Genomic DNA, 19,812 nt, shown 5'->3' on the forward strand with positions numbered 1-19,812 from the left:
ATGGACAAGCATGACGACGATGTGACGGACCTGATCCGTGCCCGGGACGTCCGCGGTTTCGAAACCTGGGCAATCCCGAGCTTCGATCCGCCGGCACCGGAACCCGAGCCGGAACCGGAGCCTGAACCGCCGGAAATGGAAGAAGTGCCGCTGGAAGAAGTCCAGCCACTGACGCTGGAAGAACTCGAAAGCATCCGTCAGGAGGCCTACAACGAGGGCTTCGCCATCGGCGAAAAGGAAGGCTTTCACAGCGCCACCCTCAAGGTGCGCCAGGAAGCCGAAGTGGTCCTGACGGCCAAGGTCAACAACCTTGAGCAACTGATGGGCCACCTGTTCGAGCCCATCGCCGAGCAAGACACCCAGATCGAAAAGTCGCTGGTCGACCTCGTGCAGCACATCGCCCGTCAGGTGATTCAGCGCGAACTGGCTATCGACTCGACGCAGATCGAACACGTCATGCGCGACGCCCTCAAACTGTTGCCGCTGGGCGTGGGCAATGTGCGGCTGTACGTCAATCCACAGGATTTCGAACAGGTCAAAGCCCTGCGCGAACGTCATGAGGAAACCTGGCGCATTGTCGAGGATGAATCCCTGCTGCCGGGCGGTTGCCGGGTCGAGACCGACCACAGCCGGATCGACGCCAGCATCGAAACCCGCGTCAGCCAGGTCATGGCCAAACTGTTCGACCAGTTGCACGAACAGGCCCTGCACCCGGCCGCGCCGGACCTGAGTCTGGACCTGCCGGAAGCGCCAAAACCGGCACCGGTCGCAGAAGAGCCGCTCGCGGACGCCCCCGATGCGCCTTGAACGCACCAGCTTCGCCAAGCGCCTGAGCACCTACGCCGAGGCCACCGAAATCGCCGGTGCGCCGATCCTCGAAGGGCGCCTGCTGCGCATGGTCGGCCTGACGCTCGAAGCCGAAGGCCTGCGCGCCGCCATGGGCACCCGCTGCATGGTGATCAACGACGACACCTATCATCCGTCCCAGGTTGAAGCCGAAGTCATGGGCTTCTCCGGCAGCAAGGTGTTCCTGATGCCAGTCGGCAGCGTGGCCGGCATCGCCCCGGGCGCCCGCGTGGTGCCGCTGGCCGACACCGGTCGCCTGCCGATGGGCATGAGCATGCTCGGTCGCGTGCTGGACGGCGCCGGACGTGCGCTGGACGGCAAGGGCGGCATGAAGGCCGAAGACTGGGTGCCGATGGATGGCCCGACGATCAACCCGCTCAACCGTGACCCGATCAGCGTGCCGCTGGACGTCGGCATCCGTTGCATCAACGGTTTGTTGACGGTCGGTCGCGGCCAGCGTCTGGGTCTGTTCGCCGGTACCGGTGTCGGTAAGTCGGTGTTGCTGGGCATGATGACCCGCTTCACCGAGGCCGACATCATCGTCGTCGGCCTGATCGGTGAGCGGGGTCGAGAAGTTAAAGAGTTCATCGAGCACATCCTCGGTGAAGAAGGCCTCAAGCGTTCCGTGGTGGTGGCGTCGCCTGCGGACGATGCGCCCCTGATGCGTCTGCGCGCGGCGATGTACTGCACGCGGATCGCCGAATATTTCCGCGACAAGGGCAAGAACGTCCTGTTGCTGATGGATTCTCTGACCCGTTTCGCCCAGGCCCAGCGGGAAATTGCCCTGGCCATTGGCGAGCCGCCGGCGACCAAGGGTTATCCGCCGTCGGTGTTCGCCAAGCTACCGAAACTGGTGGAGCGTGCCGGTAATGCGGAGAAGGGCGGGGGTTCGATCACCGCGTTCTACACCGTACTGTCCGAAGGCGATGACCAGCAGGACCCGATCGCCGACTCCGCACGGGGCGTGCTCGACGGGCACATCGTATTGTCCCGGCGTCTGGCCGAGGAAGGTCATTACCCGGCCATCGATATCGAAGCCTCGATCAGCCGGGTAATGCCCGCGGTGGTGTCGCCGGAGCACATGCAGCGCGCGCAATACTTCAAGCAGCTGTGGTCGCGCTATCAACAGAGCCGCGACCTGATCAGCGTCGGCGCCTATGTCGCGGGCGGTGACCGCGAGACTGACCTTGCCATCAATCTGCAGCCGCAACTGGTCAGATACCTGCGTCAGGGTCTCAACGACAACATCAGCCTGGGTGAAAGCGAAGCGTATCTCGGCACGATTTTCGCCCCGGCGGCCGGCGGGTAACCGGTCATGGCCCTGAGTCGAGCCGCGCGTCTGGCGCCGGTGGTGGACATGGCCGAGAAGGCCGAGAAAACCGCCGTGCAACGCCTGGGTTACTTTCAGGGGCAGGTGAAGGTGGCCGAGAGCAAGCTCGCCGACCTGCATGCCTTTCGTCTGGATTACTCCGAGCAGTGGATCGTACGCGGCAGCGCCGGCGTGTCCGGGCAGTGGCTGCTGGGTTTTCAGGGCTTTCTGGCGCAGCTCGACACCGCCGTCGATCAGCAGCGCCAGAGTCTGCAATGGCACCAGAACAATCTGGACAAGGCCCGCGATGCCTGGCAGCAGGCATTCGCCCGGGTCGAAGGTCTGCGCAAGCTTGTACAACGTTATCTGGATGAAGCGCAGCGCGCCGAAGACAAGCGCGAACAGAAGCTGCTGGACGAGTTGTCCCAGCGTTTGCCGCGCCACGAGGCGTTTTGACGGGCAGATCTCGCACAGATCCCGACGCTATCGCGCCTTGCCCATGGCCCCTCCAGGTGCTAAACCTTGTACAGGTTCGTCAAATGACAAGGAAGCCAGTACATGTCAGTCGTTACAGAAGTTTCTCCGGACAAGAAAAAGCTGACGATTTGGATCAAGGGGCGATTCGATTTCGGTCGCCATCAGGAATTTCGCGAGTCCTACGAGCGGCTCGATAAAAAGCCCGACTCCATCGTGGTAGATCTCAAAGAAGCCACGTATCTCGATAGTTCGGCGTTGGGCATGCTGCTTCTGTTGCGTGATCACGCCGGCGGTGACGACTCGGATGTGCGGGTGGTCAACAGCAATTCGGACGTGCGCAAGATCCTCGCCATCTCCAACTTCGACAAACTGTTCGACATCAGTTGACGGCCATGCAGCCGCAAGAGCCGCTGACGATCCTGATCGCCGAAGACAGCGCCGCTGACCGGCTGTTGTTGTCGACCATCGTCCGTCGTCAGGGGCATGAAGTGCTGACGGCTACCAATGGGGCCGAAGCGGTCGAGGTGTTTTCCAGCCAGCAGCCGCATTTGGTGCTGATGGATGCCATGATGCCGGTCATGGACGGCTTCGAAGCCGCGCGGCAGATCAAGGTGCTGGCCGGTGAAAACCTGGTGCCGATCATCTTCCTCACGTCGCTGACGGAAAGTGAAGCGCTGGCCCGCTGCCTTGAGGCTGGCGGTGACGACTTTCTGGCGAAGCCCTACAACCAGGTGATTCTCGCCGCCAAAATCAAGGCGATGGATCGCTTGCGGCGTTTGCAGGCCACGGTTCTTCAGCAACGCGACCTGATCGCCAAGCATCACGACTATCTGCTCAACGAGCAGCGGGTCGCCAAGGCTGTATTCGACAAGGTCGCGCATTCCGGTTGCCTGAGCGCGCCGAATATCCGTTACCTGCAATCACCCTATGCGCTGTTCAATGGCGACCTGCTGTTGGCGGCCTACACGCCTGCCGGCGACATGCATGTGTTGCTCGGTGACTTCACCGGTCACGGCTTGCCGGCGGCGGTCGGCGCCATGCCGCTGGCCGAGGTGTTCTATGGCATGACCGCCAAGGGTTACGGTCTGGCCGAGACCCTTCGGGAAATGAACGCCAAGCTCAAGCGCATCCTGCCGGTGGACATGTTCTGTTGCGCGACGCTGTTGTGCCTGAGTTTTCAGCGGCGCTCGGTGGAAGTCTGGAACGGCGGCATGCCCGACGGTTATCTGCATTGCCTGGCTACCGGGGAGCGCAAGCCGCTGGCGGCGCGACATCTTCCGTTGGGCGTGCTCAGCCCGCAGACCTTCGATGACCGCACCGAGGTTCACTCGATGGCGGTGGGCGATCGGGTGTTTCTGCTTTCCGACGGGGTCATCGACACCTGCGATGCCAACGATCAGTTGTTCGGTGTCGAGCGCTTGCACCAGGTGTTCGCCGCCAATCGCCAGCCGGATCGGCTGTTCGAGGACATCGAGCAGGCGTTGCAGGACTTTCGCGGTGAGGCCCGGGACGATGTGAGCATGGTCGAGGTCAGCCTGCTGGAAATGGCGCAGGTCAATCCATCGGCACCGGTGTATTCCGACAGTGGTCAGTCGTGTCCGCTGGACTGGTCGGTGAGCTTCGAATTTCGCGGTGCCACGCTCAAGCGCTTCAATCCGCTGCCTTATCTCTTGCAGTTGCTGCTTGAGGTGCATGGCTTGCGGGCGCAGAGTGGCGCACTGTACAGCGTGCTGGCCGAGCTTTATTCCAACGCGCTGGAGCATGGCGTGCTGGGACTGGATTCGAGCCTCAAGCGCGATGCATCGGGTTTCGCCCGTTATTATGAGCAACGCAATGCGCGTCTCGAGGCCTTGCAGGATGGTTACGTGCGCGTGCATTTGCAGGTGCGGCCGGAAGGCGAGGGCGGTTGTCTGGTGGTGCGGGTCGAAGACAGCGGCCAGGGATTCGATGTCTCGCGCGTGATGGAGCGGCCGCTCGACGGTGTCCGTCTGTCGGGGCGCGGAGTCAGTCTGATCCGGCAATTGGCGCGTAATGCCAGCTGGTCAGACGATGGTCGCAGTGCTCGCGTGGAGTTTTTCTGGGAGGCTCTGGCATAATCCGCGCATTCTTGATCAAGGAGTGAACAAGTGGCTGATACACATGTGGACCACGAAGCGCTAAGCGTGCTGCGGGAAGTGATGGAAGACAGCTATCCGGAACTGCTGGATACCTTTCTTGCCGATTCCGAAAATCGCCTGCGGGAGTTGCAGCAGACTGCCGATGCCGACGCATTGTCTTCCGTTGCGCACAGCTTCAAGGGCAGCAGCAGCAACATGGGTGCGACCCGTCTTGCGGTGCTGTGCCAGGAGCTGGAACAGCATGCCAAAGACAAAAGCCCTTCTGAAATCATCAAACTGGTCGCCGACATCCATAGCGAATTCGCCGATGTGCGGCCCGTTTATGTCGCCGAGCGGCAGCGCTCGCTGACGCACTGATTCTGCCGTCGGGCGGTTTTGCCGGAATTCTGGCGAAACTGGCCCGGCACTTGCAGTCATCTATCCCAACTGTACCTACGATCCCAGTGCAGCGGAGACCGTGCCATGCCTGCAAGCCCCAACATTCTTCTTCAGACCGCCGCCCAGGCCAAGGCGCAAGCTGCCTCGGCCAAATCATCGGCAGTGGCCGCAGAGCCCGGGGACAAGGCCTCCAGCTTCGCTCAGGTGTTCGCCGATCAAGGCCCGAACAAGCCCTCGGTGAGCGTCGACAATTCGGCAAAACCTGCCCGTGACAAGGTCGCCGACAACAGCGGCAAGAAAGACCTCGGCAAGGATCAGTCTGCCGCCCCGGAGCCGGCGGTTGCCGATAGCGGCAAAGCCTTGCCCGCCGACAAATCGGCGACGGCGGCAACGGACGACAAGACCGCTACTGATGATGAGACTGCCGATACCGCAACGACTCCTGTTGTCGACACAGCACCGGTGGATCCGGCACTTGTGGTGGCGGTAGAACCTGTCGTTACCGCACCGGTAGCCGTCACCCCTGTCGTCGATACCGCTGCGAAACCGGAAACCGATCAACCTGCCGTGGCGGCATTGCCGGGTATGGTCAAGGATCCGGCGCCGGCCACTGATCCTGCTTTCGACCCCGAGGCGGATCCGCTGGATTCGCTGCCTGCCGTGCGCATGGCCATGGAGCAGAGTGGTCACATTTCCGCTTCCAGTCAGTCCCAGCCCAAGGCCACCCCGGCCCAGACTCAGGCTGACGGCGAATTGACCTCGGCGCAGACCTTCGCTGCCGGCATGGCCAGCATGCTCGATGTGCAGGCTGACAAGGACAGCACCAGTCAGGGCGGTGAGAAGGCGTTCAGCGGCCTGATCGATGACGGCCTGAAAGACCTGAAGACCGCCACAAGCGACACTCGTGTCGATGATTTCGCCAACCGTCTGGCGGCGCTGACCCAGGCTGCCACGCCGAAAACCGCCAACGCGGTGCCGGTGAACCAGCCGATTGCCATGCACCAGAACGGCTGGACCGAAGAAGTAGTCAACCGGGTCATGTACCTGTCGAGCAACAACCTGAAAGCGGCTGACATCCAGTTGCAACCGGCCGAGCTCGGACGTCTGGATATCCGGGTGAACATGGTCCCGGACCAGCAAACCCAGGTGACCTTCATGAGCGCGCATCCGAGCGTGCGTGAAGCCCTCGACGGTCAGATGCACCGCCTGCGGGACATGTTCAATCAGCAAGGCATGGGGCAGGTCGACGTCAACGTGTCCGACCAGAACCGTGGCTGGCAGGGTCAAGGCCAGGAACAGGCGCAGCAGGGGCAGGGCGGTCGCACCAGCGCAGCCGGCGGTCGCCTGGATTCGGCTGAAGAAGAGTTGACCCCGACGGCTGTCGCTGAAGCGGCGGCCACCGCCACTCACGTGATCGGCTCCAGCGCCGTCGACTACTACGCCTGATCAAATCAAAAGCCCCTCACCCTAGCCCTCTCCCAGAGGGAGAGGGAACTGATTGGGGATGCTTGAGATGCTCGCTAACCTGATTGTTTGGGCTGAATCCAAGTCGACTCGGTGCCTCAGGTCGATATATCACAACAAGACAACTCGATCGGCGCCCTCTTCCTCCGGGAGAGGGCTGGGGTGAGGGTTGCTTTTGACTTCAGCGTTGTCTCCGCTACTACCTACACTTCTGGCATAACACTTGCTCTTGCCTTGCCGTGCGACTGTGAAAACCCGATTAGTGACGGATTATTGGCATGGCGAAGAGCGAAGCTGCAGCAGTAAAAGACCCCGCAACCAAAGGCAAACTCAAGATGATCATTGCGATCGTGCTCGGGTTGCTGCTGGCCATCGGCGCATCTGTGGGGGCGACCTGGTTCTTCATGCACAGTGCCCAGAGCAAGCCCGAGACGGCGGCCGAAGCGGCCCCGGTCGGCAAGCAACCGGCGATTTTCGAGCCGATGGCGCCGGCCTTCGTGGCCAACTACAACCAGAACGGCCGTCAGCGCTACATGCAGGTGAGCATCACCATGCTGGCGCGCAATCAGGCGGATCTGGAAGCGCTCAAAGTGCACATGCCGGTGATCCGCAACAACCTGGTGATGCTCTTCTCCGGTCAGGATTTCGCCACGCTGGCGACCCCGGTCGGTCAAGAGATGTTGCGCCAGAAGGCCACAGCCAGCGTCCAGGAAGTGGCGCAGAAAGAGCTGGGCAAAGTGGTGATCGAACAGTTGCTTTTCACTAATTTCGTACTGCAGTAGGAACACGACATGGCCGTGCAGGATCTGCTGTCCCAGGATGAAATCGACGCGCTGTTGCATGGCGTCGACGATGGTCTGGTACAGACCGATAACGCTGCCGAACCCGGCAGTGTCAAAAGCTACGACCTGACCAGCCAGGATCGCATCGTCCGTGGACGCATGCCGACTCTGGAAATGATCAATGAGCGTTTTGCCCGCTACACCCGCATCAGCATGTTCAACATGCTGCGCCGCTCGGCGGACGTTGCCGTCGGTGGCGTACAGGTGATGAAGTTCGGCGAATACGTGCACTCGCTGTACGTGCCGACCAGCCTCAACCTGGTCAAGATCAAACCCCTGCGCGGCACCGCGCTGTTCATCCTCGACGCCAAACTGGTGTTCAAACTGGTGGACAACTTCTTCGGCGGCGATGGCCGTCACGCCAAGATCGAAGGGCGTGAATTCACCCCGACCGAACTGCGCGTGGTGCGCATGGTGCTGGAGCAGGCGTTCGTCGATTTGAAAGAAGCCTGGCAGGCGATCATGGAAGTCAACTTCGAGTACATCAACTCGGAAGTGAACCCGGCCATGGCCAACATCGTCGGTCCGAGCGAAGCGATCGTGGTTTCCACGTTCCACATCGAACTCGACGGCGGTGGCGGCGACCTTCACGTGACCATGCCGTACTCGATGATCGAGCCGGTGCGCGAAATGCTCGACGCCGGTTTCCAGTCGGACCTCGACGACCAGGACGAACGCTGGGTCAACGCCCTGCGCCAGGACGTGCTGGATGTCGACGTGCCGATCGGTGCCACCGTGGCTCGCCGCCAGTTGAAACTGCGCGACATCCTGCACATGCAGCCGGGTGACGTGATTCCGGTCGAGATGCCGGAAGACATGATCATGCGCGCCAACGGCGTGCCGGCCTTCAAGGTCAAGATGGGCTCGCACAAAGGCAACCTTGCGTTGCAGGTGATCGAGCCGATCGAGCGCCGCTGAAGCGGCGCCCTCACTCCCTGATTCTTTTACCGGTTTTTTGCCCGCCGAGGACAAATGATGAACGACGATATGAACACCCAGGACGATCAGGCACTGGCCGATGAATGGGCTGCCGCCCTGGAAGAAACCGGTGAAGCCGGGCAGGCCGACATCGACGCGCTGCTGGCCGCCGATGCAGGTGCTTCGAGCTCCAACCGTCTGCCGATGGAAGAGTTCGGCAGCGTGCCGAAGAACAACGATCCGGTGACCCTCGACGGTCCGAACCTGGACGTGATCCTCGACATCCCGGTGTCGATCTCGATGGAAGTGGGCAGCACCGACATCAACATCCGCAACCTGCTGCAACTCAACCAGGGTTCGGTGATCGAGCTTGATCGTCTGGCCGGCGAGCCGCTGGACGTACTGGTCAACGGCACCCTGATCGCTCACGGCGAAGTGGTCGTGGTCAACGAAAAGTTCGGCATCCGTCTGACTGACGTGATCAGCCCGAGCGAACGCATCAAGAAGCTGCGCTGAGTGAAAAAGGTTCTGGGGGCTTTGTTCGGTCTGGCGCTGGCCTTGCCGCTCAGCGTGCTGGCGGCCGAGCCGGTGGCGGCAACTGCGGCGGCTGCGCCGGCCGTCAACAGTGGCGTGGCGGGCCAGCTGACGCAACTGGTGCTGGGTTTGTTGCTGGTGCTGGGGTTGATCTTCTTCCTCGCCTGGCTGTTGCGCCGGGTGCAGCAGGCAGGTCCCGCCGGCAAGGGCCAGGTGATCGAGCTGATCGGTTCCCGCGCGCTCGGGCCGCGTGACCGTCTGATGCTGGTGCAGGTCGGCAACGAGCAGATTCTGCTCGGTCTCAGCCCCGGAACCATCACTGCGTTGCACGTGCTCAAAGAGCCGGTCGAGGTGCCGAGCACCGCCGACAAAGCGACTCCGGAATTTGCCCAGCATCTGTTGAAGATCCTCGGCAAGGATCAGAAGGATAAGAAGTAATGGGTGCGTTGCGCATCGTCTTGACCCTGGCCTTGATGTTGGCCGCGCCGCTGGCATTCGCCGCCGATCCGTTGTCGATCCCGGCGATCACTCTGGGTACCAACGCCGAGGGCGCGCAGGAGTACTCGGTCAGCCTGCAGATCCTGCTGATCATGACGGCGCTGAGCTTCATTCCGGCCGCCGTCATCCTGATGACCAGTTTCACCCGGATCATCATCGTCTTCTCGATCCTGCGTCAGGCCCTGGGCTTGCAGCAGACGCCGTCGAACCAGATCCTCACCGGCATGGCGCTGTTTCTGACGCTGTTCATCATGGCGCCGGTATTCGACCGCGTGAACAACGATGCCTTGCAGCCGTACCTCGCGGAAAAGCTGACCGCTCAGCAGGCAGTGGAAAAGGCTCAGGTGCCGATCAAGGACTTCATGCTCGCCCAGACCCGCTCCAGCGATCTGGAGCTGTTCATGCGCCTGTCCAAACGCACCGACATCGCCACTCCGGATGCTGCGCCGCTGACGATTCTGGTGCCGGCCTTCGTGACGTCTGAACTGAAGACCGCGTTCCAGATCGGCTTCATGATCTTCATTCCGTTCCTGATCATCGACCTGGTGGTCGCGAGCGTGCTGATGGCGATGGGTATGATGATGTTGTCGCCGCTGATCATTTCCCTGCCGTTCAAAATCATGCTGTTCGTGCTGGTGGATGGCTGGGCGCTGATCATCGGCACCCTGGCCAGCAGTTTCGGAGGTGTATCGCCATGACGCCAGAAGTAGCGGTCGACATCTTTCGCGAGGCCTTGTGGCTGACCACCATGATGGTGGCGATTCTGGTGGTGCCGAGTCTGTTGGTGGGCCTGCTGGTGTCGATGTTCCAGGCCGCGACCCAGATCAACGAACAGACCCTGAGCTTCCTGCCGCGTCTGCTGGTGATGCTGGTCACGCTGATCGTCGCCGGCCCGTGGCTGGTGCAGACGTTCATGGAATACATCACTCAGCTGTACAAAAACATTCCGATGGTCATCGGCTAAGCCATGCAATCGCTGCTTCAGTTGACCGATACCCAGATCAGTACCTGGGTGGCGTCGTTCATGCTGCCGATGTTTCGCGTCGCCTCGATGTTGATGGTGATGCCGGTCTTCGGAACCACGCTGGTGCCCCGGCGGATTCGTCTTTACTTCGCTTTCGCGATCACCGTGGTGATCACGCCCAACCTGCCGCCGATGCCGGCGGTCAGCCCTCTGGATCTCAGCGGTCTGCTGCTGATCGCCGAACAGATTCTCGTTGGCGCGGTGCTGGGTTTCTCGCTGCAATTGTTCTTTCAAGCTTTCGTGGTGGCGGGGCAGATCGTCGCGATCCAGATGGGCATGGGCTTCGCGTCGATGATCGACCCTACCAACGGCGTGTCGGTGGCGGTGATCGGGCAGTTCTTCACGATGCTGGTGACCTTGCTGTTCCTGTCGATGAACGGGCACCTGGTGGTCTTCGAAGTGCTCACCGAGAGCTTCACCACGCTGCCGGTCGGCGGTGGGCTGATGACCACGCATTACTGGGAGCTGGCCGGCAAACTCGGCTGGGTGCTGGGCGCCGCCTTGTTGCTGGTGTTGCCGGCGGTCACCGCGCTGTTGGTGGTCAACATCGCGTTTGGCGTGATGACCCGCGCCGCGCCACAGCTGAACATTTTCTCCATCGGCTTTCCGCTGACCCTCGTACTCGGCCTGTTCATCGTCTGGGTCGGGCTGGCGGACATACTCAATCAGTATCAACCGCTGGCCACCGAGGCCTTGCAGTTTTTACGCGAACTGGCACAGGCGCGCTGAGTCATGGCTGAGAGCGAGAGCGGTCAGGACAAAACAGAAGACCCCACGGAGAAACGCAAAAAGGACTCCCGGGAAAAGGGTGAGATTGCGCGCTCCAAGGAGCTCAACACCCTGGCGATCATGCTCGCGGGCTCTGCAGCGCTGCTGATCTTTGGCGGGATGCTGGCGCAGGATTTGATGGATCTGATGCGCCAGAACTTCACGCTGTCGCGGGAAGTGATCATGGACGAGCGCTCCATGGCGACGTTTCTGATGAGCTCCGGATTGCAGGCGTTGCTGGCGATCCAGCCGATCATGATCACCCTGTTGCTGGCGGCTTTCCTCGGACCGATTGCGCTGGGTGGCTGGCTGTTCGCCGCCGGTTCGCTGGCACCCAAGTTCAGTCGGATGAACCCGGCGGCGGGCCTCAAGCGGATGTTCTCGATGAAGGCTGTGGTCGAGCTGCTCAAGGCGCTGGCCAAGTTCCTTATCACCTTGGGCGTCGCGCTGGTGGTGCTCAATGCGGACATCGACGACCTGCTGCGCATCGCCCACGAGCCGCTGGACCGGGCGATCATTCACAGCTTGCAACTGGTGGGCTGGAGCTCGCTGTGGCTGGCCTGCGGGTTGATCATCATCGCGGCTGTCGACGTGCCCGTGCAGATCTGGGAAAGCATCAAAAAGCTCAAAATGACCAAGCAGGAAGTGCGCGACGAGCACAAGGACCAGGAAGGTCGGCCGGAGGTCAAGCAGCGCATTCGCCAGGTTCAGCGCGAGATGTCGCAACGGCGGATGATGGCGGCGATCCCGGATGCCGACGTGGTCATCACCAACCCGACCCACTACGCCGTGGCGCTCAAGTACGACGCCGAGAAGGGCGGGGCGCCGATGCTGCTGGCCAAGGGCAGCGACTTCCTGGCGCTGAAAATCCGCGAAATTGCCGTGGCCAACAACGTCATGCTTCTCGAATCGCCAGCGCTGGCGCGTTCGATCTATTACTCCACGGAGCTGGAAGAAGAAATCCCCGGCGGTCTGTACCTGGCGGTCGCTCAGGTATTGGCTTACGTCTACCAGATCCGCCAGCACCGCGCGGGCAAGGGCAAGTTCCCGGAACCGCTCAAGGACGACCTGCCGATCCCGCCGGATTTGCGGCGCGATTCGTGATTGTGATGAAACAAAAAAACCGCCATCCGGTTGAATCCGGTGGCGGTTTTTTATGCCCGATGATCTGTGTTGCCCGCGAAGGCGTCAGCAATCACGACATATCACTCAAGCCTTTACACAGGGTTCGGCGACTGCGGTATTTCCAGATTATTCAGCACCCGATTCGCTGTTAGCTCCCCGAGCATGATCAGTTGCCCGATGCCCGTCAGTGTCCTGCGCTGCGCGGCGGGCATGAGGTGGGCGAAGTCATTGGCGATGGTTCTGGCGGAAGCGAGGGTTTCGCAGAGCTCGACCAGCAGCTCTTCGTTTTTGAAGTCCGCGGTGACGGCGTACATTCTGCGGGTCTTGCGCGGTGGTGGCGTGGAGCCGGGCGGGCAGAGATAGTGATCAAGAGCGCGGTCGGCGGCTTCGTGAAGCTTTCTGGAATCGGCGGATTCGTAGGGCGAGGCAGGGTCGGTTTCGGGTGGGTTGGGTGTGGGTTTGATCATGGTGAAGCTCCTTTGGGTGGAGCCGCCAAATCCAGTCGCTAAACAGGAAGGGTGGCGGCTGTACGCAGGTTAGCGAACCGGTCAAAGGCACCCGGTAGACCACAAGGGTCTCCCGCATACAGCCACCATAACGAAATTGCAGACATGCAGATCCGCAACGAAGTCAGGAACGCTGGTGCACCTTTAATTCGAACCGAGTCGCTAAACCCGATCGCTGATTCGTCAGCGACCGACCCACAATAGAACCCGACCCCAGGGCGCACAAGCCGGCGGATTCTGGCGTAGCTGTAGGCAACGGCGCAAGGATTCGTAGCCTGTAAGGCGTGTCTGAAGGTGTCTTTTAAACACCTGAGTTTAAAAGGCGCTTTTTGCTGAACTCTTGCGAAGGAAACATCCCGCCCAGCAGAAAAACCACGCCCAAACCCCTCTGTTTCAATCATCGGCAAAAGTTGGAAGGCTTCTTGCAGTAGCCGCCGTGCGCCCGCTCTGGGCGTCAAAAGTTTGCTTTAAAGGAACGGGGAAAACCGGTGGATCGCTCTCAGTTATTCAACACTGCTCGCTCGAATGTTGCCGACCTCAGTCGAGGCAATCTGGGTGTGCCGCTGTTGCTGCTGGTCATGCTGGCGATGATGATGTTGCCGGTGCCGCCGTTCCTGCTCGACGTGTTCTTCACCTTCAACATTGCCCTGTCGATCGTCGTGCTGCTGGTCTGCGTATACGCCTTGCGGCCGCTGGATTTCGCGGTGTTCCCGACGATCCTGCTGGTAGCGACGCTGTTGCGACTGGCGCTGAACGTGGCGTCGACGCGGGTGGTGATGCTCCACGGTCAGGATGGCCACGCCGCTGCCGGTAAGGTGATCCAGGCCTTCGGTGAGGTGGTGATCGGCGGTAACTACGTGGTCGGTATCGTGGTCTTCGCGATCTTGATGATCATCAACTTCGTCGTGGTAACCAAGGGTGCCGGCCGGATCTCCGAGGTGAGCGCGCGTTTCACCCTCGATGCGATGCCCGGCAAGCAAATGGCGATCGACGCCGACCTCAACGCCGGTCTGATCGACCAGGCGCAGGCCAAGGCCCGTCGTCAGGAAGTGGCCCAAGAGGCCGAGTTCTACGGTTCGATGGACGGTGCCAGCAAGTTCGTACGCGGTGACGCCATCGCCGGTCTGCTGATTCTGTTCATCAACCTGATCGGCGGTATGGCCGTCGGTATCTTCCAGCACAACATGACGTTCGCCGACGCCGGCAAGGTTTACGCCTTGCTGACCATCGGTGACGGTTTAGTGGCGCAATTGCCATCACTGTTGTTATCTACAGCTGCAGCGATCATGGTGACCCGTGCTTCCGGTTCGGAAGACATGGGCAAGCAAATCAATCGCCAGATGTTCGCCTCGCCCAAAGCGCTGGCGGTGGCGGCCGGTCTGATGGCGGTCATGGGTCTGGTGCCGGGCATGCCGCACTTCTCGTTCCTGACCATGGCTGCGCTGGCTGCCGGTGGCGCTTACCTGTTCTGGAAGAGGCAGAACGTGGCCAAGGTCATCGCGCTGGAAGAGGTCAAGCGTCAACAGGAACTGCTGCCGTCGCCAGCCCGCGCCATGGAAACCAAGGAGCTGGGCTGGGACGACGTGACCCCGATCGACATGATCGGCCTGGAAGTCGGCTACCGTCTGATTCCGTTGGTGGACCGCAACCAGGGCGGGCAATTGCTGGCGCGGATCAAGGGCGTGCGCAAGAAGCTCTCGCAGGATCTGGGCTTCCTGATGCCGACCGTGCACATCCGCGACAACCTCGATCTGGCGCCGAGCGCCTATCGCCTGACCCTGATGGGCGTGATCCTGGCCGAAGCCGAGATCTACCCGGATCGCGAGCTGGCGATCAACCCGGGGCAGGTCTACGGCACGCTCAACGGCATTACCGCCAAAGATCCGGCTTTCGGCCTGGAGGCGGTGTGGATCGAAGTCAGCCAGCGTGCCCAGGCGCAATCGCTCGGTTACACCGTGGTCGATGCCAGCACCGTGGTTGCGACCCACTTGAACCAGATTCTGTACAAGCACTCCAGCGAGCTGATCGGCCACGAAGAAGTGCAGCAATTGATGCAATTGCTGGCCAAGAGCTCGCCGAAACTGGCCGAAGAGCTGGTGCCGGGCGTGGTCACGCTGTCGCAGTTGCTCAAAGTATTGCAGGCGTTGCTGGCCGAACACGTGCCGGTGCGCGATATCCGCAGCATTGCCGAAGCCATCGCCAACAATGCCGCCAAGAGTCAAGATACCGCCGCTTTGGTGGCCGCTGTGCGGGTCGGCGTATCCCGCGCCATCGTCCAAAGCATTGTAGGGACTGAGTCGGAGCTGCCAGTTATCACGCTGGAGCCAAGGTTGGAACAAATATTGCTCAATAGTCTGCAGAAGGCAGGACAAGGCTCGGAAGAGGGCGTTCTGCTGGAGCCGAGCATGGCCGAGAAGCTGCAGCGTTCGCTGATCGAGGCGGCGCAGCGCCAGGAAATGCAAGGTCAGCCGGTGATCCTGTTGGTAGCAGGCCCGGTTCGCGCGATGCTCTCGCGCTTTGGTCGCCTGGCAGTTCCCGGACTGCATGTGCTGGCCTACCAGGAAATTCCGGACAACAAGCAAGTGACCATCGTTGCGACAGTAGGGCCCAACGGCTGAGGTAGTGGTTTATGCAAGTTAAGCGTTTTTTCGCCGCCGATATGCGTCAGGCCATGAAGCTGGTTCGTGATGAGCTGGGCGCTGATGCCGCCATCATTGGCAACCGCCGCATTGCCGGCGGCGTCGAGCTGACGGCGGCGCTCGATTACAAACTGTCGGCGCTGGCCCCGCGTGTTCCGAACATGGAACTCGAGGATGAGCTGCGCAAGACCCAGTCGCGCATCGTTACCGCCCAGGCCGAACTGAGCTTGCGTGGCGAAGCCGACGGCAACACCAATCGCCAGTTGTTCGCCGGGCTGCCGTTGACGGCCGGCCTGCCGCTGACCGCTGCCGAGCCGCTGACCGAACCGACCTACGAAGCTCCGGCCCGTCCTGCACCGGCGCCTGCAGCGGTTTCCGCTGGCGTCGACCCGCGTGCTCTGGACTCGATGCGTTTCGAGCTCAACAGCCTGCGCGAACTGATGGAAGTGCAACTCGGCACCCTGGCCTGGAACCAGCTGCAAGGCAGCCGTCCGGCCCAGGCCAATCTGTACCGTCGTCTGCAACGCATCGGTTTGTCCGGCCCGTTGTCCCGTGATCTGCTGTCGATGATCACCGAGATCGACGAACCGCGTCAGGCCTGGCGCATGCTGCTGGCGCACCTGGCACGAATGATTTCCGTACCGGAAGTCGAGCCGCTGGAAGAGGGTGGGGTGATTGCCATGGTCGGTCCTGCCGGCATGGGCAAGACCACCACGCTGGCCAAACTGGCCGCCCGCTACGTGCTCAAGTACGGCGCGCAGAACATCGCGCTGGTGAGCATGGACAGTTTCCGTATCGGCGCACAGGAGCAGCTCAAGACACTGGGCCGCATCCTCAATGTGTCGGTGACCCACGTCGATCCGGGCCAGTCCCTGGTGCAGGCGCTGGATCCACTGCTGCGCAAACGCGTGGTGCTGATCGATACCGCCGGCCTGCAAGCCAGCGATCCGGCCCTGCGCATGCAGCTGGAAAGTCTGGCCGGTCGTGGCATTCGCTCAAAAAATTATCTGGTCTTGGCAACCACCAGCCAGAAACAGGTTCTAACCGCCGCTTATCACAGTTACAAGCGTTGCGGGCTGGCCGGCTGCATCCTGACTAAACTGGATGAGACGGCCAGCCTTGGCGAAGTGCTGAGCCTGGCGATCAGTCATGAACTGCCGGTCGCCTACCTGACCGACGGCCCACGGATTCCGGATGATCTGCATCTGCCGCGCCGTCATCAACTGGTCAGCCGCGCCGTCAGCGTGCAAATGCAGGAAGAACCCAGCGAAGAAGCCATGGCTGACATGTTCGCTGATATCTACCACAGTCCGACCAAGCAGGTTGGCTGAGGTAATGAACCGTTTTTGTACCTACATCGATGGTCTGCCATGCATTGTTCCGGTTGTGAACGCGCAGCCAGTAATGTGGCCTCCGTCTATGCAAGACAAGGTAAAGAAATAACATGGGCAGCATGCATCCCGTACAGGTGATCGCGGTGACCGGCGGCAAAGGTGGCGTCGGCAAGACTAATGTGTCAGTGAACTTGTCCCTGGCGCTGGCAGAGCTTGGCCGTCGGGTCATGCTGCTGGACGCCGACCTGGGGCTGGCGAACGTCGACGTTCTGCTGGGCCTCACACCCAAACGCACCCTGGCCGACGTGATCGAAGGCCGCTGCGAGCTGCGCGACGTGCTGTTGCAAGGCCCCGGCGGAATCCGCATCGTGCCGGCCGCTTCCGGCACCCAGAGCATGGTTCACCTGAGCCCGGCCCAGCATGCCGGCCTGATTCAGGCGTTCAGCGACATCGGCGACAATCTCGACGTACTGGTGATCGACACCGCTGCGGGTATTGGTGACTCGGTAGTCAGTTTCGTTCGCGCAGCCCAGGAAGTGTTGCTGGTGGTCTGTGACGAGCCGACCTCGATCACCGACGCCTACGCGCTGATCAAACTGCTGAACCGCGATTACGGCATGAATCGCTTCCGCGTCCTGGCCAACATGGCCCAGAGCCCGCAGGAAGGTCGCAATCTGTTCGCCAAGTTGACCAAGGTCACGGATCGCTTCCTCGACGTCGCCCTACAATACGTCGGCGCGGTGCCCTACGACGAAAGCGTGCGCAAGGCGGTGCAGAAGCAGCGTGCGGTCTATGAAGCCTTCCCGCGTTCCAAGTGCGCACTGGCGTTCAAGGCGATCGCACAGAAGGTCGACACCTGGCCGCTGCCCGCCAACCCGCGCGGCCACCTCGAATTTTTCGTCGAGCGCCTCGTGCAGCAAACGGCAGGACCTGTGCTATGACCGCCAGCGGTATGAATTTCTACAAGAAGTCGGCGCGTGACGCGCAGTACGAGCTGATCGAGCGTTACGCGCCACTGGTCAAACGCATCGCCTACCACTTGCTGGCGCGATTGCCGGCCAGTGTGCAGGTCGAAGACCTGATCCAGGCCGGGATGATCGGCCTGCTCGAAGTCTCGACCAAATACGACGCCAGCAAGGGCGCCAGTTTTGAAACGTACGCGGGCATCCGGATCCGCGGTGCGATGCTCGATGAAGTCCGTAAGGGGGACTGGGCGCCACGCTCGGTTCACCGCAATACCCGTATGGTCAGCGACGCAATTCGCTCGATTGAAGCTAAAACCGGCCGTGACGCTAAAGATCACGAAGTTGCGGCCGAACTCCAATTGAGTCTCGACGATTACTACGGGATTTTGAACGACACCCTGGGCAGCCGGCTGTTCAGTTTCGACGACCTGTTGCAGGACGGCGAACACGAAGGGCTGCACGAGGATGGCGCCAGTGCTCATCTGGAGCCGTCGCGCGATCTGGAAGACGAACGTTTCCAGGCCGCGCTGGCGGACGCGATTGCCAATTTGCCGGAGCGTGAGCGACTGGTGTTGGCGCTGTACTACGACGAAGAGCTGAACCTCAAGGAGATCGGTGAAGTCCTTGGCGTCAGTGAATCGCGGGTCAGCCAGTTACACAGCCAGTGCGCGGCCCGCTTGCGGGGGCGTTTGGGGGAGTGGCGAGCGCGCTGAAGGCAGTGTGGGGACACTGCGAACGAGGCTGGTGCGGTGGTGAACGGCACCGGTCTCGATCTGTCGTGCTCCAGACAGTCATCGAGTGTTTTGCCGGATTGATTGAAATGGCGCGTCCAGGTGCTGGGCGCGTTTAAGACTGCTTGGAGGTCGAATTGAACAAAGACATGAAAATCCTCATCGTTGATGACTTCTCAACGATGCGGCGGATCATCAAGAACCTGTTGCGTGATCTGGGGTTCACCAACACCGTTGAAGCCGACGATGGCACCACTGCCATTCCGGTACTCAACAGCGGCAGCATCGACTTTCTGGTGACCGACTGGAACATGCCCGGCATGACCGGTATCGACCTGCTGCGCCACGTGCGTGCCGATGAAAAGCTCAAGCACCTGCCAGTGCTGATGGTGACCGCTGAAGCCAAGCGCGAGCAGATCATCGAAGCGGCCCAGGCCGGCGTTAACGGCTACGTGGTCAAACCTTTCACGGCCCAGGCGTTGAAAGAAAAAATCGAGAAGATTTTCGAACGCATCGGCTGATGAACGCGCGGGGGAGCTATGGAGCATAACGAATCTTCACAGGGCGATTTTGAGTCGACCCTGAAAAAACACGCGGTCGAACTGGTCGAGAGCCTTGAAAAAGGCAAGTTCGGCGACGCTGTGCAACTGATCCATGAGCTCAATCAGACCCGTGACCGTGGCCTGTACCAGGAAGTGGGCAAGCTCACGCGTGAACTGCACAGTGCGATCGTCAATTTCCAGATCGATCCGCACATGCCGCAGGCTGAGGAAGTGTCGCAAATCACCGACGCTACCGAGCGCCTGAGCTACGTGGTCAAACTGACCGAAGCTGCCGCCAACCGCACCATGGATCTGGTGGAAAGCGCGACCCCTGTGGTCAATGGCCTGGCTGACGAAGCCCAGGCCTTGAGCGCCGATTGGGGCCGCTTCATGCGCCGTGAGGTCGGGGCTGAAGAGTTCCGTGAACTGGCGCGCCGGGTCGACGGTTTTCTGGCACGCAGCAGCGCGGACAACCGCGCGGTGTCGAGCAATCTGAACGACATTCTGCTCGCCCAGGATTACCAGGACCTCACAGGCCAGGTGATCAAGCGCGTGACCCAATTGGTCACCGAAGTCGAAAGCAACCTGCTCAAGCTCGTGCTCATGGCCAGCCAGGTGGACCGCTTTGCGGGCATCGAACATGACCGTGCGGCGATGCTTGCTGAAAAAGATCCACAAAAACATCTCTCGCAGGGTGAAGGTCCGCAGATTCATGCCGATAAACGAGAAGACGTTGTGTCCGGTCAGGACGATGTGGACGATTTGCTATCCAGCCTTGGATTTTGAGTTTTTTTG

General features: G+C 61.0%; 22 protein-coding genes. 21 read left to right on the top strand and 1 reads right to left on the bottom strand.

Annotation, left to right across the window (positions count from 1 at the left end; translation table 11 throughout):
- The 15 genes from fliH (at position 1) to flhB (ending at position 12,279) form a co-directional block, all read left to right on the top strand.
- The gene (gene fliH / locus ABFB52_RS08940; protein WP_129974228.1) at positions 1-807 is read left to right on the top strand and encodes a flagellar assembly protein FliH; all 807 of its coding nucleotides are present in this window, start codon (positions 1-3) and stop codon (positions 805-807) included.
- The gene (fliI, locus tag ABFB52_RS08945) at positions 797-2,155 is read left to right on the top strand and encodes a flagellar protein export ATPase FliI (protein WP_085605786.1); all 1,359 of its coding nucleotides are present in this window, start codon (positions 797-799) and stop codon (positions 2,153-2,155) included. Before fliH ends, fliI begins: the two co-directional genes overlap by 11 nt.
- Positions 2,156-2,161: 6 nt before the next feature.
- Complete coding sequence (fliJ, locus tag ABFB52_RS08950; RefSeq protein WP_129974229.1) at positions 2,162-2,611, top strand: flagellar export protein FliJ; 450 nt, start codon at positions 2,162-2,164, stop codon at positions 2,609-2,611.
- 102 nt (positions 2,612-2,713) lie between these two features.
- Positions 2,714-3,019 carry an STAS domain-containing protein gene (locus ABFB52_RS08955; RefSeq protein ID WP_129974230.1) on the top strand — a complete coding sequence of 102 codons (306 nt, stop codon included), beginning with the start codon at positions 2,714-2,716 and terminating at the stop codon, positions 3,017-3,019.
- Between the two features lie 5 nt (positions 3,020-3,024).
- Positions 3,025-4,728, top strand: coding sequence for a fused response regulator/phosphatase (locus ABFB52_RS08960; RefSeq protein WP_129974231.1), 1,704 nt, complete (start codon positions 3,025-3,027; stop codon positions 4,726-4,728).
- Between the two features lie 30 nt (positions 4,729-4,758).
- Positions 4,759-5,106, top strand: a complete 348-nt coding sequence (locus ABFB52_RS08965; protein ID WP_085747108.1) for an Hpt domain-containing protein — start codon at positions 4,759-4,761, stop codon at positions 5,104-5,106.
- A gap of 105 nt (positions 5,107-5,211) precedes the next feature.
- Positions 5,212-6,573, top strand: a complete 1,362-nt coding sequence (locus tag ABFB52_RS08970; RefSeq protein ID WP_129974232.1) for a flagellar hook-length control protein FliK — start codon at positions 5,212-5,214, stop codon at positions 6,571-6,573.
- A 296-nt stretch (positions 6,574-6,869) separates the two neighbouring features.
- Positions 6,870-7,373 (top strand): flagellar basal body-associated protein FliL, encoded by a 504-nt coding sequence (fliL, locus tag ABFB52_RS08975; protein ID WP_129974233.1) that lies wholly within the window; start codon positions 6,870-6,872, stop codon positions 7,371-7,373.
- 9 nt (positions 7,374-7,382) lie between these two features.
- Positions 7,383-8,351: a flagellar motor switch protein FliM gene (gene fliM, locus ABFB52_RS08980; RefSeq protein WP_003222890.1), complete on the top strand. Its 969-nt coding sequence runs from the start codon at positions 7,383-7,385 to the stop codon at positions 8,349-8,351.
- 54 nt (positions 8,352-8,405) lie between these two features.
- Positions 8,406-8,867, top strand: coding sequence for a flagellar motor switch protein FliN (fliN, locus tag ABFB52_RS08985; RefSeq protein ID WP_162831786.1), 462 nt, complete (start codon positions 8,406-8,408; stop codon positions 8,865-8,867).
- Positions 8,868-9,323, top strand: a complete 456-nt coding sequence (fliO, locus tag ABFB52_RS08990) for a flagellar biosynthetic protein FliO (protein ID WP_129974234.1) — start codon at positions 8,868-8,870, stop codon at positions 9,321-9,323.
- A complete protein-coding gene (gene fliP, locus ABFB52_RS08995) occupies positions 9,323-10,081 on the top strand; it encodes a flagellar type III secretion system pore protein FliP (RefSeq protein WP_039765605.1) in 759 nt (252 codons plus the stop codon). The genes fliO and fliP overlap by 1 nt, the downstream gene beginning before the upstream one ends.
- On the top strand, positions 10,078-10,347 hold the full coding sequence (fliQ, locus tag ABFB52_RS09000) for a flagellar biosynthesis protein FliQ (RefSeq protein WP_007951951.1): 270 nt from the start codon (positions 10,078-10,080) through the stop codon (positions 10,345-10,347). Before fliP ends, fliQ begins: the two co-directional genes overlap by 4 nt.
- A gap of 3 nt (positions 10,348-10,350) precedes the next feature.
- Positions 10,351-11,136: a flagellar biosynthetic protein FliR gene (fliR, locus tag ABFB52_RS09005; RefSeq protein ID WP_129974235.1), complete on the top strand. Its 786-nt coding sequence runs from the start codon at positions 10,351-10,353 to the stop codon at positions 11,134-11,136.
- Between the two features lie 3 nt (positions 11,137-11,139).
- A complete protein-coding gene (gene flhB, locus ABFB52_RS09010) occupies positions 11,140-12,279 on the top strand; it encodes a flagellar biosynthesis protein FlhB (protein WP_064594382.1) in 1,140 nt (379 codons plus the stop codon).
- A 113-nt stretch (positions 12,280-12,392) separates the two neighbouring features.
- On the opposite strand, the gene ABFB52_RS09015 is transcribed toward flhB, so the two are convergent.
- Positions 12,393-12,767 (bottom strand): hypothetical protein, encoded by a 375-nt coding sequence (locus ABFB52_RS09015; protein WP_346836123.1) that lies wholly within the window; start codon positions 12,765-12,767, stop codon positions 12,393-12,395.
- 527 nt (positions 12,768-13,294) lie between these two features.
- Between ABFB52_RS09015 and flhA the strand changes: the two genes are divergently transcribed.
- The 6 genes from flhA to ABFB52_RS09045 all read left to right on the top strand — a co-directional run bounded on the left by flhA (position 13,295) and on the right by ABFB52_RS09045 (position 19,803).
- Positions 13,295-15,424, top strand: coding sequence for a flagellar biosynthesis protein FlhA (flhA, locus tag ABFB52_RS09020; protein ID WP_129973904.1), 2,130 nt, complete (start codon positions 13,295-13,297; stop codon positions 15,422-15,424).
- Between the two features lie 11 nt (positions 15,425-15,435).
- The gene (gene flhF, locus ABFB52_RS09025; protein WP_085747102.1) at positions 15,436-16,776 is read left to right on the top strand and encodes a flagellar biosynthesis protein FlhF; all 1,341 of its coding nucleotides are present in this window, start codon (positions 15,436-15,438) and stop codon (positions 16,774-16,776) included.
- A gap of 113 nt (positions 16,777-16,889) precedes the next feature.
- Entirely contained in the window at positions 16,890-17,720 is an 831-nt protein-coding gene (fleN, locus tag ABFB52_RS09030) for a flagellar synthesis regulator FleN (RefSeq protein WP_003222917.1), read from the top strand.
- Positions 17,717-18,457, top strand: coding sequence for an RNA polymerase sigma factor FliA (gene fliA, locus ABFB52_RS09035; protein WP_011333070.1), 741 nt, complete (start codon positions 17,717-17,719; stop codon positions 18,455-18,457). The genes fleN and fliA overlap by 4 nt, the downstream gene beginning before the upstream one ends.
- Before the next feature lie 167 nt (positions 18,458-18,624).
- The gene (locus ABFB52_RS09040) at positions 18,625-18,996 is read left to right on the top strand and encodes a chemotaxis response regulator CheY (RefSeq protein WP_003183998.1); all 372 of its coding nucleotides are present in this window, start codon (positions 18,625-18,627) and stop codon (positions 18,994-18,996) included.
- Between the two features lie 18 nt (positions 18,997-19,014).
- A complete protein-coding gene (locus tag ABFB52_RS09045; RefSeq protein WP_085747101.1) occupies positions 19,015-19,803 on the top strand; it encodes a protein phosphatase CheZ in 789 nt (262 codons plus the stop codon).
- Positions 19,804-19,812: the final 9 nt, after the last annotated feature.

The organism is Pseudomonas sp. 9.2(2024), from assembly GCF_039695385.1.
GTDB lineage: Bacteria > Pseudomonadota > Gammaproteobacteria > Pseudomonadales > Pseudomonadaceae > Aquipseudomonas > Aquipseudomonas paraglycinae.

What these genes read in the sequence shown, in the direction of transcription:
- fliA (WP_011333070.1), top strand. Translation starts at nt 17,717, where the DNA reads ATGACCGCCAGCGGTATGAATTTCTACAAGAAGTCGGCGCGTGACGCG.
- flhB (WP_064594382.1), top strand. Translation starts at nt 11,140, where the DNA reads ATGGCTGAGAGCGAGAGCGGTCAGGACAAAACAGAAGACCCCACGGAG.
- fliR (WP_129974235.1), top strand. Translation starts at nt 10,351, where the DNA reads ATGCAATCGCTGCTTCAGTTGACCGATACCCAGATCAGTACCTGGGTG.
- ABFB52_RS09045 (WP_085747101.1), top strand. Translation starts at nt 19,015, where the DNA reads ATGGAGCATAACGAATCTTCACAGGGCGATTTTGAGTCGACCCTGAAA.
- fliQ (WP_007951951.1), top strand. Translation starts at nt 10,078, where the DNA reads ATGACGCCAGAAGTAGCGGTCGACATCTTTCGCGAGGCCTTGTGGCTG.
- fleN (WP_003222917.1), top strand. Translation starts at nt 16,890, where the DNA reads ATGGGCAGCATGCATCCCGTACAGGTGATCGCGGTGACCGGCGGCAAA.
- ABFB52_RS08955 (WP_129974230.1), top strand. Translation starts at nt 2,714, where the DNA reads ATGTCAGTCGTTACAGAAGTTTCTCCGGACAAGAAAAAGCTGACGATT.
- fliN (WP_162831786.1), top strand. Translation starts at nt 8,406, where the DNA reads ATGATGAACGACGATATGAACACCCAGGACGATCAGGCACTGGCCGAT.
- fliM (WP_003222890.1), top strand. Translation starts at nt 7,383, where the DNA reads ATGGCCGTGCAGGATCTGCTGTCCCAGGATGAAATCGACGCGCTGTTG.
- ABFB52_RS08960 (WP_129974231.1), top strand. Translation starts at nt 3,025, where the DNA reads ATGCAGCCGCAAGAGCCGCTGACGATCCTGATCGCCGAAGACAGCGCC.
- fliH (WP_129974228.1), top strand. Translation starts at nt 1, where the DNA reads ATGGACAAGCATGACGACGATGTGACGGACCTGATCCGTGCCCGGGAC.
- ABFB52_RS09015 (WP_346836123.1), bottom strand. Translation starts at nt 12,767, where the DNA reads ATGATCAAACCCACACCCAACCCACCCGAAACCGACCCTGCCTCGCCC.
- fliP (WP_039765605.1), top strand. Translation starts at nt 9,323, where the DNA reads ATGGGTGCGTTGCGCATCGTCTTGACCCTGGCCTTGATGTTGGCCGCG.
- fliI (WP_085605786.1), top strand. Translation starts at nt 797, where the DNA reads ATGCGCCTTGAACGCACCAGCTTCGCCAAGCGCCTGAGCACCTACGCC.
- flhF (WP_085747102.1), top strand. Translation starts at nt 15,436, where the DNA reads ATGCAAGTTAAGCGTTTTTTCGCCGCCGATATGCGTCAGGCCATGAAG.
- ABFB52_RS09040 (WP_003183998.1), top strand. Translation starts at nt 18,625, where the DNA reads ATGAAAATCCTCATCGTTGATGACTTCTCAACGATGCGGCGGATCATC.
- ABFB52_RS08970 (WP_129974232.1), top strand. Translation starts at nt 5,212, where the DNA reads ATGCCTGCAAGCCCCAACATTCTTCTTCAGACCGCCGCCCAGGCCAAG.
- fliL (WP_129974233.1), top strand. Translation starts at nt 6,870, where the DNA reads ATGGCGAAGAGCGAAGCTGCAGCAGTAAAAGACCCCGCAACCAAAGGC.
- fliJ (WP_129974229.1), top strand. Translation starts at nt 2,162, where the DNA reads ATGGCCCTGAGTCGAGCCGCGCGTCTGGCGCCGGTGGTGGACATGGCC.